The following is a 16,088-nucleotide window of genomic DNA, read 5'->3' on the forward strand; positions in this document are numbered from 1 at the left end:
CCAGTGACGCGGAGCGTCACAGGCTGCATTCCCACGCGGAGCGTGGGAACGATCAGTACTGAACTGATCCTTACTTATCCAGCTCATCGAGTGCGTCCTGCAATTCCTTGCGGGACTCGGCGAGTTTGTCTTTGCGCTTGTTGATCTTCTCGGCATCGCCTTTCTTCATGGCCTTGTCGAGGTCAGCCTGACGCTGACTGACTTCGTGCTTGGCGTCGAGCACCTTGTTTTCCCGTTCTTTTTTCAGGGAAGCATCGGTGCAATGAGCAGTGACTTCGCTCAGGGCCGTTTCAAGGCCTGCTTGCTGATCGGCGTTACCGTGAGACTTGGCCAGTTCAATCTGATTGATGATGCCCTGCTTCTTTGCGGCGCAGCCGGTCAGGCCTGGAGCTTCTTCGGCGGCCATCAGTGGAGCGGCCAGCACGCTGCAAAGGGTCAACAGGGCGAGCGGTGAAAGAAGTTTCATAAAAGCTCCATGTGAAAAAGCGATGGGGTCGAGGTGGCGATGGGGTGTTTGAGCCCGCGCGGCACCATTGGGTTCCCGGATTGGCCGGCATCGCCGGCCGCTAAAAACCGTCAATTCCCGCAACACGTAATGTTTCACTCAAGGCCTGGACCTGCGGATCGCGAAAAAATGCGCTCAATTGCGCTGCGCGTCCCGGGCCGATGCCGGCTTCTGCCTGCCATTGTTCGATATTTCGTTGTGCCAGTTCCTGCCATGAATCGGCAAGCCGCGCCTGGCCGGTCGGCGGTAAACCCAGGGCTTTGAGCCAACGAGCGAAAGGGCGCTGTCGGGCACTGTTGAAACTGTTCAAAAGACGAGCGCTGCTGCGTTCGCCGAAGCCGTCAATGTTAGCAAGCTCTTGAGCATCGAGGGTCAACCAATCCAGCAGGCCATTCAGACGGCCTGTTTCTAAAAGTTTCTCCCATGTGCCAGGACCGACATGCGGCAACGCCAGGCCCTGCTTGCCGCTGAGCCAGGACAGTCGGGCGAGGAATTGGCTTTCGCACCCCGGTGTCGGCTGCCAGCAGCTCAAATGATGAAAGTCCTCCGCCAGCGGTACGCTCAATTCAGTGCGTTGGGTGCTGCGCAGCATGACCCCGTCAAGCCGGGGAATGGTCAGGCCCGCCAGACTGATGGCGACCTGATCTCCGGGGCGGATATCCAGTGTTTCCCAGCGTTGCAGTGAACTCACACTGACTCGCTTGATCTGTCGATCATCGAGCATGACCGGTGTCAGTTCCAGTACCGGGGTGATCCGTCCGGTTCGTCCAATCTTGAAGTGGACCTTGCGCACCTCGGCCAGGGCCTGGGCAAAAGGGTACTTCCAGGCGACGCTCCAATAAGGCGGTTTAGCCTGCCAGCGCTCGGCGGGTGGGCGCTGATTCTGGCGCAGGACGATGCCATCACTGGCGAAGGGCAGGGGCGAGCGATACCAGTGATCGCGCCAGCGTTCAGCGTCGGCAAATATTTCGATCGAGTGACTGTAAGGTGCGGTGCTCGGAAAGCCCAACTCATCCAGGGCTGCGACGCGCGCGGGCAAACTGGCCGGACCTTGGGGCCAGTCCCAGACAAACAGGCCGATCCCCGCGGCTTGCTCAGTGCTTAACTTTTTGCGGGCCATCAAGCCAGCCACTGTAGCGCGTGCGTTGAGGCTGCCGGCCCGGGCCTGTACGTGGTCGGACAGGCGCCAATAGAGCTCGCCTTGCAGCAGCAGGTCCAGCGGCTCTGGCAATTGTTGTGGGATAGCGGCGATCTGGCGCGCCGAAGCCGTCCAGTCCTGGCCATTTACTCCGTCACCGCGGCTGATTGCCTGAGTCAGCAGGCCTTTGCGGTAGATCAGCGTCACCGCCACGCCGTCGATCTTGGGCTGAATCCAGACATCGCTCCGTCCTTTTAGCCAGGCTTCAACGGCGCGACCATCGTGAAGTTTTTCCAGGCCAGTGTGGGCGATGGGATGAGGCATCGTGCCGCCCCCGGTGCGTAGCGGTTCTGCGGATGGGGCAAGGTCGAAACACGTGCGCCATTCGGTCAGTCGTGCACGGGACTGATCGTAGAGTTCATCGGCGACCAATGAGCGGCCGCGCCGGTGATAGCTGTCGTCCCAGAGGTCGATTTGTTTCTGCAGGGACGTGATTTCGTCAAGGGCGCGTGCGGGTGGCCAGTCGGGGCACTCGGTAGCGTGGGTAGTCAGGCAGAAAATCATCAGTAGAAAACTGAAAAACACGCGCAGGTGGAGCGGCATCGTGAGCGTCCTTGCTCGGGGAGATGCTTCAAGGCTAGTCAGTATTTACGGGCGAGACAGGTGGGTGTTTTGCCTGGTGTTTCCGATGGTGGCTGGTCTGGCACCTTCGCGAGCAAGCCCGCTCCCACATCTAGATCTACAACGTTCACAAATAGTGTGTTCACTGGAGATCCAGTGTGGGAGCGGGCTTGCTCGCGAAGGCTGCGACCCGGTCTCAAGCGAAAGACAATAAAAAGCCCCACACGGCAAACCGTGCAGGGCTTTTGGTACCGCCGGGAAATCTTACAGGCCGGCAGCAGCGCGCAAGGATTCGGCGCGGTCGGTCTTTTCCCAGGTGAAGGTGGTGAAAGTGTCATCGCCCACAGTCTTGGTAGTCGGAGTGCGACCGAAGTGGCCGTACGCAGCGGTTTCCTGGTACATCGGGTGCAGCAGGTCGAGCATGGTGGTGATTGCGTATGGACGCAGGTCGAACACTTCGCGAACCAGTTTGACGATTTTTTCGTCGCTGATTTTGCCGGTGCCGAAGGTGTTCAACGAGATCGACGTCGGCTGAGCAACACCGATGGCGTAGGAAACCTGAATCTCGCAACGCTCGGCCAGCCCGGCCGCCACGATGTTCTTGGCCACGTAACGACCGGCGTAGGCGGCCGAACGGTCAACCTTCGATGGATCTTTACCGGAGAACGCACCGCCGCCGTGACGGGCCATGCCGCCGTAGCTGTCAACGATGATCTTGCGACCGGTCAGGCCGCAATCGCCAACCGGGCCACCGATGATGAACTGGCCAGTCGGGTTGATGTGGAACTGGGTGTCCTTGGACAGCAGCTCGGCAGGCAGTACGTGCTTGACGATCAGCTCCATCACGCCTTCGCGCAGGTCTTTGTAGGACACGTCAGGGTTGTGCTGAGTCGACAGTACAACGGCGTCGATACCGACAACCTTGCCGCCTTCGTAACGGCAAGTCACTTGCGACTTGGCATCCGGGCGCAGCCAAGGCAGCAGGCCGGATTTACGGGCTTGGGCCTGACGCTGAACCAGCTGGTGCGAGAAGGTGATCGGTGCTGGCATCAGCACGTCGGTTTCGTTGCTGGCGTAGCCGAACATCAGGCCCTGATCGCCGGCGCCTTGATCTTCAGGCTTGGCACGGTCGACACCCTGGTTGATGTCAGGAGACTGCTTGCCAATGATGTTCATCACGCCGCAAGTGGCGCCGTCGAAGCCGACATCGGAGCTGTTGTAGCCGATGTCCAGAATCACGTTACGCACGATCTCTTCCAGGTCGACCCAGGCCGACGTGGTGACTTCACCTGCGATGATGGCAACGCCGGTTTTTACCAGGGTCTCGACCGCTACACGGGCGAACTTGTCTTCAGCAATGATGGCGTCCAGCACCGCATCGGAAATCTGGTCGGCGATTTTGTCCGGATGCCCTTCGGACACGGACTCGGAGGTGAAGAGGGAGTATTCGCTCATCTCGATTTTTTCCTGAATTTACCGATGGTGAGTGTCGCCAGCCGGTCGCTGAAAATGGCGGACCTGGATCTGGAAACCATTACGTAAGCCTACATAGAGGCTTTCCCCGGGAACGAGTCCCGCAGCGGTGGCCCAACGGGCCAAATCGTCCTGTTCAAACCCCAACCAGAGATCACCGCAGGCCTCCCTGGCCCAACTCTGGTTGTGGCTACATAACTCTGTCACGAGCAGGCTGCCGCCCGGTTGCAGCAAGTCGGCCATGTGCTTGAGTGCTTCGGCCGGCGCGGCGAAATGGTGCAGCACCATGTTCAGTACAACGCAGTCAGCCTTGAGGCGGACACCGTTCAATGCATCGGCCAGTTGCAGGCTGACGTTAGCCAGCGTTTCACGTTCGCAAACCTGGCGCGCCAGTTCGAGCATCGCCGGGCTGTTGTCCAGCGCCGTGACCTGGGTGAAACGGCGCGCCAGTTCCGGCAGAAATGCGCCATCTCCGGGGCCGACTTCGATGGCTGTGGCGCCTTCGCTGAAACTCAGCTTGTCGAGCAATGCCACCACGCTTTCGCGGTACTGCGGCAGGCCGGCGATCAAGTCTTGCTGGGCGCGAAACTTCTCCGCGACCCGTGAGAAAAAGTCCTGGCTGGCCGCCGCCCGTTGCCCATGGACCTGACCGATCCGCGACTGCACCTCGGCAGGCAGGGTCAGGTTGTCCACTTCTTCCAGCAAGGCTGCATGCAACTTGCCGCCCAGCAGGTCGGTGTGGGGCAGGGCGCGACGGTAGAAAATCGCATTGCCTTCACGGCGCGTCGCCACCAGATCGGCCTGGGCCAATACCTTGAGGTGATGACTCATGCCGGACTGGCCGATGCCAAAGATCTGCGCCAGCTCCAGTACGCCAAACGAATCGTTGGCCAGCGCGCGCAATACATTCAGCCGCAGAGGATCTCCGCCGGCCTTGCACAGGGCCGCCAGCTCATCGCAATCGTCAGGTCGAATGGAAGGCGCACGTAAATTCATAAGGCCAGCAGTCTAGTGACGGTCAGAAAACACCGCAAGAGCAATATCAAAAAGTTTTGATATTGCTCGATAGATGGCACTTCTCGGGGAAAGGGTCACTCTACAAATCGTCAGCGGAAAGGTTTCACCAGGCGAATGCGACTTTATCCACCGGAAAAACGCCTTCAGATGACTATCTGTCATTGCCCCGAGGCGGGTGGGTGAGGGAAAATGCTCGCCTTTTTTCCGTTTCGTTTTATTCACTCTCGATTCAATATCCGCAGGAGAACAGCGATGCCCAGCCGTCGTGAGCGTGCCAACGCCATTCGTGCCCTCAGCATGGATGCCGTGCAAAAAGCCAACAGCGGCCATCCCGGTGCCCCTATGGGTATGGCGGATATCGCCGAAGTACTTTGGCGTGACTACCTGAAGCACAACCCGAGCAATCCATCGTTCGCCGACCGTGACCGCTTCGTGCTGTCCAACGGTCACGGCTCGATGTTGATCTACTCGCTGCTGCACCTGACCGGCTACGATCTGTCGATCGAAGACCTGAAGAACTTCCGCCAGCTGCACAGCCGTACCCCGGGTCACCCGGAATTCGGCTACACACCGGGCGTTGAAACCACCACCGGTCCACTGGGCCAAGGCCTGGCCAACGCCGTTGGTTTTGCCCTGGCAGAAAAAGTCCTGGCGGCTCAGTTCAACCGTCCGGGCCATAACATTGTCGACCACCACACCTATGTGTTCCTGGGTGATGGCTGCATGATGGAAGGCATTTCCCACGAAGTCGGCTCCCTGGCCGGTACTTTGGGCCTGAGCAAGCTGATTGCCTTCTACGACGACAACGGCATCTCCATCGACGGCGAAGTCGAAGGCTGGTTCACCGATGACACGCCCAAGCGTTTCGAAGCCTATAACTGGCTGGTGATCCGCAACGTCGACGGTCACGATCCTGAAGAGATCAAGATCGCGATCGAAACGGCGCGCAAAAGCGATAAGCCAACCCTGATCTGCTGCAAGACCACCATCGGTTTCGGTTCGCCGAACAAGCAAGGCAAGGAAGACTGCCACGGCGCCCCACTGGGTGACGCGGAAATCGCTCTGACCCGTGCTGCGCTGAAATGGAATCACGGTCCGTTTGAAATCCCGGCCGACATCTACGCCGAGTGGGACGCCAAGGAAACCGGTCGCGCGGCCGAAGCCGAATGGGATCAGCGTTTCGCTGCCTACTCTGCTGCGTTCCCTGAGTTGGCCAACGAGCTGATTCGTCGCCTGAGCGGCGAACTGCCGGAAGACTTCGCTGAAAAAGCCGATGCTTATATTGCTGAAGTCGCCGCCAAGGGCGAAACCATCGCCAGCCGTAAAGCCAGCCAGAACGCATTGAATGCCTACGGCCCGCTGCTGCCTGAACTGCTGGGCGGCTCCGCTGACCTGGCCGGTTCCAACCTGACCCTGTGGAAAGGTTGCAAAGGTGTTACGGCTGAAGACGCCAGCGGCAACTACATGTACTACGGCGTTCGCGAGTTCGGCATGAGCGCGATCATGAACGGCGTGACCCTGCACGGCGGTCTGGTGCCTTACGGCGCGACCTTCCTGATGTTCATGGAATACGCCCGTAACGCCGTGCGCATGGCCTCGCTGATGAAGCAGCGTGTCGTGTTCGTCTACACCCACGACTCCATCGGTCTGGGCGAAGACGGCCCGACTCACCAGCCGATCGAGCAACTGACCAGCTTGCGCAGCACGCCGAACCTCGACACCTGGCGCCCAGCCGATGCCGTTGAATCGGCGGTGTGCTGGAAAATGGCTCTGGAACGCAAGGACGGCCCTTCGGCACTGATCTTCTCGCGTCAGAACCTGCAGCACCAAACCCGCAATGCATTCCAGATCGCCGACATCGCCCGTGGCGGTTACGTGCTGAAGGATTGCGACGGCGAGCCTGAGCTGATCCTGATCTCCACCGGTTCGGAAGTCGGTCTGGCCGTTCAGGCCTACGACAAGCTGACCGAACAAGGTCGCAAAGTGCGGGTTGTTTCGATGCCTTGCACCAGCGTGTTCGATGCCCAGGACGCCGGTTACAAGCAAGCAGTTCTGCCATTGCAGGTCAGCGCCCGTATCGCCATCGAAGCCGCCCACGCGGACTACTGGTACAAGTACGTGGGCCTGGAAGGCCGCGTAATCGGCATGACCACCTACGGCGAGTCGGCGCCTGCGCCTGCCTTGTTCGAAGAGTTCGGCTTCACCCTGGAAAACATCCTGGGTCAGGCTGAAGAGCTGCTGGAAGACTGATCCAGAAAGTGCGTCGTCTGGACTGCCGCTTTCGCGAGCAAGTCGAATCGTCGCACCGCCGCTCCCACAGTGGAATGCATTCTCCTGTGGGAGCGGGCTTGCTCGCGAAGGCGTCGGTCCGACCAACACTGCAATGACGGATTCACCACGGTAATCGAGAACCCCATGCCTCAACCGCGTCCTTACAAAGTTGCACTCAACGGCTACGGCCGGATTGGTCGTTGCGTCTTGCGTGCGTTGTTTGAGCGAGGCGATAAGGCCGGGTTTGAAATTGTTGCGATCAACGATCTGGCGGACATGGCCAGCATCGAATACCTGACACGTTTCGACTCCACTCACGGGCGGTTTCCCGGAGAAGTGAGGGTCGAGGGCGATTGTCTGCATATTAATGGCGACTGCGTGAAGGTCCTGCGCAGTGCCACCCCCGAAGGCATCGATTGGGCGTCGCTGGGCGTCGATCTGGTGCTGGAGTGCTCCGGCGCTTACCACACTCGTGAAGACGGCCAGCGTTTCCTCGACGCCGGCGCGCCGCGCGTGCTGTTTTCCCAGCCAATGGCCAGCGAAGCGGATGTCGACGCCACCATCGTCTACGGCGTGAACCAGGATTGCCTGACCGGTGATGAACTGCTGGTGTCCAACGCGTCCTGCACCACCAACTGCGGCGTGCCGCTGTTGCGCCTGCTGGATCAGGCCATTGGTCTGGAATACGTGTCGATCACCACCATTCACTCGGCGATGAACGATCAGCCGGTGATCGACGCCTATCATCACGAAGACTTGCGCCGCACCCGTTCGGCGTTTCAGTCGGTGATTCCGGTGTCCACTGGTCTGGCGCGAGGCATTGAGCGCCTGCTGCCGGAACTTGCCGGGAGAATTCAGGCCAAAGCCGTGCGGGTGCCGACGGTTAACGTGTCCTGCCTCGACATTACGATGCAGACCGTGAGCGATACCGACGCCACCGAGGTCAACCGGATTCTGCGCGAGGCCGCCACCCATGGCCCGCTCAAAGGCCTTCTGGCCTACACCGAGTTGCCTCACGCCAGTTGTGATTTCAACCATGACCCACATTCGGCCATCGTTGATGCCAGTCAGACTCGAGTTTCCGGCCCACGGCTGGTGAACATCCTGGCCTGGTTCGATAACGAATGGGGTTTTGCCAATCGAATGCTGGATGTTGCGGAACACTATCTGCATACATCTGCCTCTCCAAAACAGTAGGAAATGCGACCCATGACCGTGTTGAAGATGACCGACCTCGATCTGCAAGGTAAGCGCGTACTGATCCGCGAAGACCTCAACGTCCCAGTCAAGGACGGTGTAGTCACCAGCGATGCGCGAATCCTGGCCTCGCTGCCGACCATCAAGCTGGCCCTGGAAAAAGGCGCGGCCGTGATGGTCTGCTCGCACCTTGGCCGTCCGACCGAAGGCGAGTTCTCGGCCGAGAACAGCCTCAAGCCAGTCGCTGACTACCTGAGCAAGGCTCTGGGTCGTGAAGTGCCGCTGGTGGCCGATTACCTGGGCGGCGTTGACGTGAAGGCCGGCGACATCGTGCTGTTCGAAAACGTGCGCTTCAACAAAGGCGAGAAAAAGAACGCTGACGAACTGGCCCAGCAATACGCCGCCCTGTGCGACGTGTTCGTGATGGACGCCTTCGGCACTGCTCACCGCGCCGAGGGTTCGACCCATGGCGTGGCCAAGTTCGCCAAAGTCGCCGCTGCTGGCCCACTGCTGGCCGCCGAACTGGACGCACTGGGTAAAGCTCTTGGCGCCCCGGCTCAACCAATGGCTGCCATCGTTGCCGGCTCCAAGGTCTCGACCAAACTCGACGTGCTGAACAGCCTGAGCCAGATCTGCAACCAGCTGATCGTCGGCGGCGGCATTGCCAACACCTTCCTGGCTGCTGCCGGTCACCCGGTCGGCAAGTCCCTGTACGAGCCAGACTTGCTGGACACCGCTCGCGCCATCGCCGCCAAGGTCAGCGTGCCGCTGCCGGTCGACGTCGTGGTTGCCAAGGAATTCGCTGAAAGCGCCACCGCTACCGTCAAGCTGATCGCTGATGTGGCTGCAGACGACATGATTCTGGACATCGGCCCACAGACCGCGGCGAATTTCGCCGAGCTGTTGAAGTCGTCCAAAACCATTCTGTGGAACGGCCCGGTGGGCGTGTTCGAATTCGACCAGTTCGGTAACGGCACCAAAGTCCTGGCCCAAGCCATCGCAGAAAGCTCGGCATTCTCCATCGCTGGCGGCGGCGACACCCTGGCCGCCATCGATAAATATGGCGTTGCCGATCAGATCTCCTACATTTCTACCGGTGGCGGCGCGTTTCTCGAGTTCGTCGAAGGCAAGGTGCTGCCGGCCGTTGAAGTCCTGGAAAGCCGGGCGAAGGCCTGAGGCCGCCCATTTGACCAGGCAAAGGAGTGTTCAGATGGTCAAAACATTAGCGCTGCTGATTATCGCGGGGTCGCTGGCGGCTTGCGGGAGTAACCCGAAAGCCCCCAAGGTGCCCGAGACGCCTGAACAGGACAAAGGCTGCTACCAGGCCGACTGGCAGGCCGAAACCAACCCGGTGATCAACAAGCGTTCCGGGCCTGATGGCCTGGACAAATACGAGACACAGACCCCGGCCAAGGAACATGGTTGCCCTTGAAGGGTCTGACACTTTACTCAGGGCTGGCGGCGTGCGCCGTCAGTCGAGGAACATGGATGAAAGGTTTTATCGCCGTTACGGCGCTGGCTCTGCTGGCAGGTTGCGCTAATTTGAACCTGTTCAAGCCTGCCGAATCGACGGACAGCTGGACCACCTGGACCTGCGACAGTCAGGCCAAAGTGCTCTGGCGCTACACCGACGACAGCCGCAAGGAAGTCGACGTTCGCCTGGGCGGTGCCGATCAGGTCTACCGCTTGAAGCATGAGCCGGGCGCCGAAGGTTCGCTGTACAGCAACGACATGCTGGCGTTTCACATAAAAGGTGAGGAAGGCCTGGTGTACTGGGTCGCCACCAATGATTTGATCGGCCGCGGTTGTAAAGCCGAGTAAGACGATTGATTTGATTCACAGAGATCCAAATGTGGGAGCGGCGGTGCGGCGATCCGACTTGCTCGCGAAGGCGGTGGATCAGCTTGCATAGATGTTGAATGTATAACCGCATTCGCGAGCAAGCTCGCTCCCACAGTGGTTCTCTGTAGGTTCTTGAGATTTTCAGCACCGAATTGGCAGGCCGGGGCAACCCCCGATCTGCAATAACTTGAATAGCCGCCGCCGCTACGGCAGGCTGGCACGATTAACGACCCTCAACCGGGAGATACACACACAATGGCACTTATCAGCATGCGCCAGATGCTGGACCACGCAGCCGAGTTCGGCTACGGCGTTCCAGCCTTCAACGTCAACAACCTTGAGCAGATGCGCGCCATCATGGAAGCCGCTGACAAGACTGACTCCCCGGTGATCGTCCAGGCTTCGGCCGGTGCTCGCAAATACGCCGGCGCACCGTTCCTGCGTCACCTGATCCTCGCCGCCATCGAAGAATTCCCGCACATCCCGGTGTGCATGCACCAGGACCACGGCACCAGCCCTGACGTCTGCCAGCGCTCCATCCAACTGGGCTTCAGCTCGGTGATGATGGACGGTTCCCTGGGCGAAGACGGCAAGACCCCGACCGACTACGACTACAACATCCGTGTTACCCAACAAACCGTGGCCATGGCTCACGCCTGCGGCGTATCGGTAGAAGGCGAGTTGGGCTGCCTGGGTTCGCTGGAAACCGGCATGGCCGGTGAAGAAGACGGCATTGGCGCCGAAGGCGTTCTGGATCACAGCCAAATGCTGACCGACCCGGAAGAAGCCGCTGACTTCGTCAAACGCACCCAGGTCGACGCCCTGGCCATCGCCATCGGCACCAGCCACGGCGCGTACAAGTTCACCAAGCCGCCTACCGGCGACGTGCTGGCCATCGACCGCATCAAAGAAATCCACAAACGCATCCCGAACACCCACCTGGTGATGCACGGTTCGTCGTCGGTTCCGCAAGACTGGCTGGCGATCATCAACCAGTACGGCGGCGACATCAAAGAAACCTACGGCGTGCCGGTTGAAGAAATCGTCGAAGGCATCAAGCACGGCGTGCGCAAGGTCAACATCGACACCGACCTGCGCCTGGCGTCCACCGGTGCGATGCGTCGCCTGATGGCCACCAACCCGAGCGAGTTTGATCCGCGTAAGTTCTTTGGCGCGACTGTGACTGCCATGCGTGATGTGTGTATCGCACGTTATGAAGCGTTTGGTACGGCGGGTAATGCTTCGAAGATCAAGCCGATCTCGTTGGAAGGGATGTATCAGCGTTATTTGAAGGGTGAGTTGAACGCTAAGGTTAACTAAGCCGTAAGCGTTATTACCGGTATTAAAAAACCCGCAGCGATGCGGGTTTTTTGTGGGCGGAACGTTTTGCATCAGATGCGCCGACAGGTAACATTTTTATCCTGAATATTTATGGCTGACATTCTCTGTTTTATATGTTTTGCGCTCACCCAATCCGACCAAGCCCTACTTGTTGAGAGTACGAAATGCCGGTAGCTTCAGTGAAACTTCGGGTCCCATTCAGAGTGTTAAAGTCGGAAGTTGTAAGTGTCCAGTTTTCTGTGTTACCACCCACCATCCCGCTGAGCGTAATAGTTGTGTAGTTTGCCCAGATGCTCTGCGTCCCGTTGATTGTTCCGGTTTTTCCATTAACATTGGCGGTCGCGTTAACCGGACCTGCATAGTCATCACTGCTATGGACTGTCAAATAGACGTGATTTTCGGCAAGCGCACCATAAAAAGTTCCTACTAAAGCGCCCATACTTTATATCCTTATGATGTTGGAGATCGCAAAAATGAAAAAGGAACAGGGCCGGATTTACTTATTTGCCTTGTTCTTCTTTTTTGTGTTTCGTACATAAGGTTAGTTCTGTGAGGGTGCACGGTCACCTGTAATAAGTGACAGTTCTTAATATCTTTTTGCTATAGAAAGTCAGATTTTTTTGCGGAAAAAGTGAGGGGAAAGGGGCAGATTTATTTAATCGTCCCCTTATCCTTAAAAAGCCTGATGCTCAGCTATTTACGGGTTATCGAACCCGCGTTGCTCAATCACCCGAAACACATCGCTTACATCCTGGACCATGATCCGGGCGATGTTGGTGACGGTGTTGATGTCGTTCTCGGCGTAGTCCGGCAGGCTGGTGCATGCCATAAGGTTGAGGTATTTGAGAACGGCGTTGAGGCGTTCGCTGACGCAGTTGTGGAGTTCGCGGAGTGGAGCGTCACTGTCGATGAGCAGGACGGGGTAGTCGGTGGCGAATTGGGACATGGGGGTGAAGCGGCGCGGCGGATTATTCATTGTCATAAGTAAATCTTCCTTGTATCGAAAAGAAGAGCTACTGCCGTTCGCTGCGAACCGAATGGGGTGGTAGCTGTGTGCGGGTTCGCAGACCGAGGATACAAGGAACCCGGCAGACCCGAAGGTCTCCCACACACAGCCACCATAAAACGGACGATGGGCGCTGATGCGACCGTCGTTGTTCATATGGTGCTTGGCTTCACTTATATCGTAAGGGCTGCGAAACCCTATCGCCGACTGCTGTCAGCGACGGGGCGAACTATAAGCGGCGACTTTGGTGGCTGCAACCGGGCTGTAGGAGCGCGCACGGGCATTGTGGCGAGGGAGCTTGCTCCCGTTCGGCAGCGCAGCTGTCGTAAAACCGAGCACTACGGTGTGTCTGAGGAAATTGCGTAGCAGGGTTTGGGGCTCTTCGCATCCCGGCGGGAGCAAGCTCCCTCGCCACGGTCGGAGGAGTCCTACGAATTTTGCGGACGCTGGGATTTGTAGCCGCTGCCGAGATGGAGTTGTTCTTCGGAGCGTCCCGAGCTGCATTCCTTTGCTGCGCGTGGGAAACGATCAGGGTGAGGGGGATTACCTATCGTGATCAATATCCAGCTTGCTGAACGTCACTTGCCCGCCTTCGCTGGTGTACCCGGTGTTGTCCTGCACATAAACCCCGGCCTTGAAGTACAGCGGCTTGACGCTCCAGGTCTTGCTGATGTCGGTGTCCCACTGGTAGCCCGCCGCACTGATGCCCAGCGCGCCGCCCGGGCTCAGGTGGATGAGGTAGGAAAACTCCCGATCCAGTTTCACTCCGGTAGCGATGGTGATTATCCGTGGGGCATCGTCATCAGGGTGCATACGAACCTTGGCGACGATGTTGCCCGACTGGGTGCTGGTCGAGTATTGATACTCGAGCTTCACCATCGGTTTCTGGCTTTCATAGGCGTGGATCTGGCCAATGACGATCTTCCCCGAACTTGGTACCTGATTCACCGCCAGGGTGGCGCGCAGGGTGTTGTCGGCGTCCGGGTAGAGCCAGTTTTTCAGCGTGCCATTGCTGTAGGTTTCGCGAAGTTCGGTGCGGGGATACTTTGCATTATCAGTTGTAGAACCGGTGACCGGGGACCAGAAAAACAGCGTGCCGGTGTCGGAGTGGAAGTATTGGTCCTTGAAGCCATCCACCAGTTTTGACGTTTCAACGGTGTACGGCGGACTGCCGACGGGAACGCTGAGGTTCCAGGTTGCGAGATCGATCATAGACAAAAGCTTCCACGGTTTTTTTACTGCACGTACGTTCCAGAAGCTCTGGCACGCGCCTTGGGGGCAATCCTTATAATCGCAGAAGTTCAATTTGTTAATGCGTAAATGACAAACGGGTGGCGTCAAAATCCTGTTAAAAGGCCATCTTTCCCGGTTTCAGGGGGCTGTGGCGCCGACCGTTAGTCGGCAAATGGACGCTTTAGTTAAATGATGGCGTACTGATAGCTTCTGCTTTTGCGGAACCCGGTCTAGAGTGAGGGCTTAGTATTTGTCCGGTTTTCACGAGAAACCGGCCTGACGTCCCGCATAAGAGAAGCAGCATGGAATGCGCGCAACCCACGCCAGCTGAAGGCAACTCAATTCTTTTAATCGTCGATGATTACCCTGAAAACCTGATCAGCATGCGCGCGTTGTTGCAGCGCCAGGACTGGCAGGTCATGACCGCCGCCTCGGGCTTCGAGGCGCTCAGTCTGTTACTCGAACACGATGTCGACCTGGTGCTGCTGGATGTGCAGATGCCGGGCATGGACGGTTTTGAAGTGGCACGCCTGATGCGCGGCAGCCAACGAACCCGCCTCACGCCGATCATTTTCCTTACCGCCAACGAACAGTCCCAGGACGCCGTGATCAAGGGCTATGCCAGCGGTGCGGTGGATTACCTGTTCAAACCGTTCGACCCGCAAATTCTCAAGCCCAAAGTCCAGGCCCTGCTTGAGCATCAGCGCAATCGCCGTGCGTTGCAGCGCCTGAGCCACGATCTGGAGGTCGCACGCGCATTTAATGCCTCGGTGCTCGACAATGCCGCCGAAGGCATCCTGGTGGTCGGTGAGGACGGTCTGATCCGCTTTGCCAATCCGGCGATGTCGCGACTGCTCAATGCCACGGTGCAAGACCTGCAAGGCAAAGAGTTTCTGGATTTCCTGCAGAAGCCGCACATTCCGATCTGGGCCGACTCCGAGTTGTTCTCCGGTTACAAACGCGGTGAAACCCTGCGCCTGCACGATGCATTGCTGCGTACGGCGCCCGGTCAGCAGGTGCCCGTGGCGCTGTCCTGCGCACCGTTGCCCAGCGAACAACAGGCGATGGTGGTGACGGTGCTGGACATGTCGGTGGTGCGCCATCTGCATCAGCAACTGGAGTTCCAGGCCGTCACTGACCCCTTGACCGGGCTGCTCAATCGTCGCGGCTTTTACCAGACGGCGGAAAACCTGCTGCTGCGTGGCGAACGCTCCGAGAGTGCCTGGGTGCTGCTGTATCTGGACCTCGACGGCTTCAAACGGGTTAATGATTCCCTCGGTCACGATGCCGGCGACCGGGTGCTGCGGTGGGTGTCCGAGCAGTTGAAGGCCTGTTTGCGGCCCTTCGACATTCTGGCGCGCATGGGCGGTGATGAGTTCACGGCGTTGCTGGATCTGGAATTCCCCGAGCAAGCGGCAAAGATTGCCGAGAAGCTGATTGAGCGGGTGTCGATCTGTCAGCAGATCGATGGTCTGGATATCGCGTTGGGCGCCAGCATCGGCATTGCGACGTACCCCGATTGCGGTTCCAATCTCGACGGCTTGCTGCGTGCGTCGGACATCGCCATGTACGAAGCCAAGCGCGCCGGTCGTCAGCAATATCGTTTCTACGATCACGAAATGAACGGCCGGGCACGCTCGCGGCTGATGCTCGAAGAAAGTGTGCACGCGGCGATCGAGAACCGTGATTTCAATTTGGTGTATCAACCTCAGGTGGCCATTGCCAGCGGGCAGATTCGCGGGTTCGAAGCGCTGATCCGCTGGCAGCACCCGAGCGTCGGCGATGTACCACCGGGACTGTTTTTGCCATTGCTGGAAGAGGCGCGGTTGATCAGCCGCCTGGGCAGCTGGATCTATCAACAAGGGGCGAGCCAGCGAAAAGCCTGGGAAACCTTGTTTGCCGACGACCTGGTGCTGGGCGTCAGTTTGAGCAATACACAATTCGGCATGCCCAATCTGGTCACCGAGTTGCGCCAGTTACTGGAGCGCCATGGTTTACAGGCGCACCATCTGGAAGTCGAGGTCACTGAAGAGGCCCTGATGCAAAACCCCGAGGAAACCCGTAAACAGCTGCGCCTGCTGCGTAACCTGGGTGTGCGAGTGGCCCTGGATGACTTTGGTTCCGGGCCGTGTTCGCTGTCTCACCTGCGGGATCTGGAGTTGGACACGCTCAAGTTCGACCGGCATTTGATTGCCCGGCTTTTGGAGTCTTCACGCGATGCGGCGCTGGTGCGCAATGTGATCGAGCTGTGCAAGGAGTACGGGATGCTGGTGATTGCCGAGGGGGTGGAAACCGCTGCGCAGTATCGGTGGCTGCAAGCCAATGGTTGCGAGTACGTGCAAGGGTTTCTGGTCGCACGTCCGATGATGGCCGAGGATGTCGGCGACTTTGTGCGGCCGTTCGACTGGAACACGCTGGCCGGCTGAATTCGCTACACTGGCGAC

The 16,088-nt window shown here is 58.6% G+C and carries 14 protein-coding genes; 7 read left to right on the plus strand and 7 right to left on the minus strand.

Annotation, left to right across the window (positions count from 1 at the left end):
- Positions 1-70 precede the first annotated feature (70 nt).
- The 4 genes from DFS28_RS02980 to DFS28_RS03000 all read right to left on the minus strand — a co-directional run bounded on the left by DFS28_RS02980 (position 71) and on the right by DFS28_RS03000 (position 4,733).
- Positions 71-466, minus strand: coding sequence for a DUF1090 domain-containing protein (locus tag DFS28_RS02980; protein WP_111448497.1), 396 nt, complete (start codon positions 464-466; stop codon positions 71-73).
- A 100-nt stretch (positions 467-566) separates the two neighbouring features.
- Positions 567-2,246, minus strand: coding sequence for an NAD-dependent DNA ligase LigB (gene ligB, locus DFS28_RS02985; RefSeq protein ID WP_111448498.1), 1,680 nt, complete (start codon positions 2,244-2,246; stop codon positions 567-569).
- 282 nt (positions 2,247-2,528) lie between these two features.
- Complete coding sequence (metK, locus tag DFS28_RS02995; RefSeq protein ID WP_074871576.1) at positions 2,529-3,719, minus strand: methionine adenosyltransferase; 1,191 nt, start codon at positions 3,717-3,719, stop codon at positions 2,529-2,531.
- Between the two features lie 18 nt (positions 3,720-3,737).
- The gene (locus tag DFS28_RS03000) at positions 3,738-4,733 is read right to left on the minus strand and encodes a metalloregulator ArsR/SmtB family transcription factor (protein WP_111448499.1); all 996 of its coding nucleotides are present in this window, start codon (positions 4,731-4,733) and stop codon (positions 3,738-3,740) included.
- A 273-nt stretch (positions 4,734-5,006) separates the two neighbouring features.
- Here DFS28_RS03000 and tkt point away from each other — a divergent pair, with 273 nt between their 5' ends.
- The 6 genes from tkt to fba all read left to right on the plus strand — a co-directional run bounded on the left by tkt (position 5,007) and on the right by fba (position 11,384).
- Entirely contained in the window at positions 5,007-7,004 is a 1,998-nt protein-coding gene (gene tkt, locus DFS28_RS03005) for a transketolase (protein ID WP_111448500.1), read from the plus strand.
- A gap of 165 nt (positions 7,005-7,169) precedes the next feature.
- Positions 7,170-8,222 carry an erythrose-4-phosphate dehydrogenase gene (gene epd, locus DFS28_RS03010; protein WP_111448501.1) on the plus strand — a complete coding sequence of 351 codons (1,053 nt, stop codon included), beginning with the start codon at positions 7,170-7,172 and terminating at the stop codon, positions 8,220-8,222.
- Positions 8,223-8,234: 12 nt separating this feature from the next.
- Positions 8,235-9,398: a phosphoglycerate kinase gene (locus DFS28_RS03015; RefSeq protein ID WP_033060390.1), complete on the plus strand. Its 1,164-nt coding sequence runs from the start codon at positions 8,235-8,237 to the stop codon at positions 9,396-9,398.
- A gap of 34 nt (positions 9,399-9,432) precedes the next feature.
- Entirely contained in the window at positions 9,433-9,654 is a 222-nt protein-coding gene (locus tag DFS28_RS03020; protein WP_046045274.1) for a hypothetical protein, read from the plus strand.
- 56 nt (positions 9,655-9,710) lie between these two features.
- On the plus strand, positions 9,711-10,043 hold the full coding sequence (locus tag DFS28_RS03025) for an MliC family protein (RefSeq protein ID WP_111448502.1): 333 nt from the start codon (positions 9,711-9,713) through the stop codon (positions 10,041-10,043).
- A gap of 276 nt (positions 10,044-10,319) precedes the next feature.
- Positions 10,320-11,384 (plus strand): class II fructose-bisphosphate aldolase, encoded by a 1,065-nt coding sequence (fba, locus tag DFS28_RS03035; protein WP_008151974.1) that lies wholly within the window; start codon positions 10,320-10,322, stop codon positions 11,382-11,384.
- 145 nt (positions 11,385-11,529) lie between these two features.
- Here the strand turns inward: fba and DFS28_RS03040 are convergent, their stop codons facing one another.
- The 3 genes from DFS28_RS03040 to DFS28_RS03060 all read right to left on the minus strand — a co-directional run bounded on the left by DFS28_RS03040 (position 11,530) and on the right by DFS28_RS03060 (position 13,623).
- Positions 11,530-11,844 (minus strand): hypothetical protein, encoded by a 315-nt coding sequence (locus tag DFS28_RS03040; RefSeq protein WP_111448503.1) that lies wholly within the window; start codon positions 11,842-11,844, stop codon positions 11,530-11,532.
- Positions 11,845-12,102: 258 nt separating this feature from the next.
- The gene (locus DFS28_RS03045) at positions 12,103-12,387 is read right to left on the minus strand and encodes a fructose-bisphosphate aldolase (protein ID WP_111448504.1); all 285 of its coding nucleotides are present in this window, start codon (positions 12,385-12,387) and stop codon (positions 12,103-12,105) included.
- A 567-nt stretch (positions 12,388-12,954) separates the two neighbouring features.
- Positions 12,955-13,623, minus strand: coding sequence for a polysaccharide lyase family 7 protein (locus DFS28_RS03060; protein WP_111448507.1), 669 nt, complete (start codon positions 13,621-13,623; stop codon positions 12,955-12,957).
- A 323-nt stretch (positions 13,624-13,946) separates the two neighbouring features.
- Here DFS28_RS03060 and DFS28_RS03065 point away from each other — a divergent pair, with 323 nt between their 5' ends.
- Positions 13,947-16,070, plus strand: coding sequence for a bifunctional diguanylate cyclase/phosphodiesterase (locus DFS28_RS03065; RefSeq protein ID WP_111448508.1), 2,124 nt, complete (start codon positions 13,947-13,949; stop codon positions 16,068-16,070).
- The last annotated feature ends 18 nt before the right edge of the window (positions 16,071-16,088 follow it).

It is taken from the genome of Pseudomonas sp. 478 (assembly GCF_003254125.1).
Lineage (GTDB): Bacteria > Pseudomonadota > Gammaproteobacteria > Pseudomonadales > Pseudomonadaceae > Aquipseudomonas.

Bases quoted from the DNA above. Each gene is read 5' to 3' on its own strand.
- DFS28_RS02980 (WP_111448497.1), bottom strand. From the start codon at position 466: ATGAAACTTCTTTCACCGCTCGCCCTGTTGACCCTTTGCAGCGTGCTG.
- ligB (WP_111448498.1), bottom strand. From the start codon at position 2,246: ATGCCGCTCCACCTGCGCGTGTTTTTCAGTTTTCTACTGATGATTTTC.
- metK (WP_074871576.1), bottom strand. From the start codon at position 3,719: ATGAGCGAATACTCCCTCTTCACCTCCGAGTCCGTGTCCGAAGGGCAT.
- DFS28_RS03000 (WP_111448499.1), bottom strand. From the start codon at position 4,733: ATGAATTTACGTGCGCCTTCCATTCGACCTGACGATTGCGATGAGCTG.
- tkt (WP_111448500.1), top strand. From the start codon at position 5,007: ATGCCCAGCCGTCGTGAGCGTGCCAACGCCATTCGTGCCCTCAGCATG.
- epd (WP_111448501.1), top strand. From the start codon at position 7,170: ATGCCTCAACCGCGTCCTTACAAAGTTGCACTCAACGGCTACGGCCGG.
- DFS28_RS03015 (WP_033060390.1), top strand. From the start codon at position 8,235: ATGACCGTGTTGAAGATGACCGACCTCGATCTGCAAGGTAAGCGCGTA.
- DFS28_RS03020 (WP_046045274.1), top strand. From the start codon at position 9,433: ATGGTCAAAACATTAGCGCTGCTGATTATCGCGGGGTCGCTGGCGGCT.
- DFS28_RS03025 (WP_111448502.1), top strand. From the start codon at position 9,711: ATGAAAGGTTTTATCGCCGTTACGGCGCTGGCTCTGCTGGCAGGTTGC.
- fba (WP_008151974.1), top strand. From the start codon at position 10,320: ATGGCACTTATCAGCATGCGCCAGATGCTGGACCACGCAGCCGAGTTC.
- DFS28_RS03040 (WP_111448503.1), bottom strand. From the start codon at position 11,844: ATGGGCGCTTTAGTAGGAACTTTTTATGGTGCGCTTGCCGAAAATCAC.
- DFS28_RS03045 (WP_111448504.1), bottom strand. From the start codon at position 12,387: ATGACAATGAATAATCCGCCGCGCCGCTTCACCCCCATGTCCCAATTC.
- DFS28_RS03060 (WP_111448507.1), bottom strand. From the start codon at position 13,623: ATGATCGATCTCGCAACCTGGAACCTCAGCGTTCCCGTCGGCAGTCCG.
- DFS28_RS03065 (WP_111448508.1), top strand. From the start codon at position 13,947: ATGGAATGCGCGCAACCCACGCCAGCTGAAGGCAACTCAATTCTTTTA.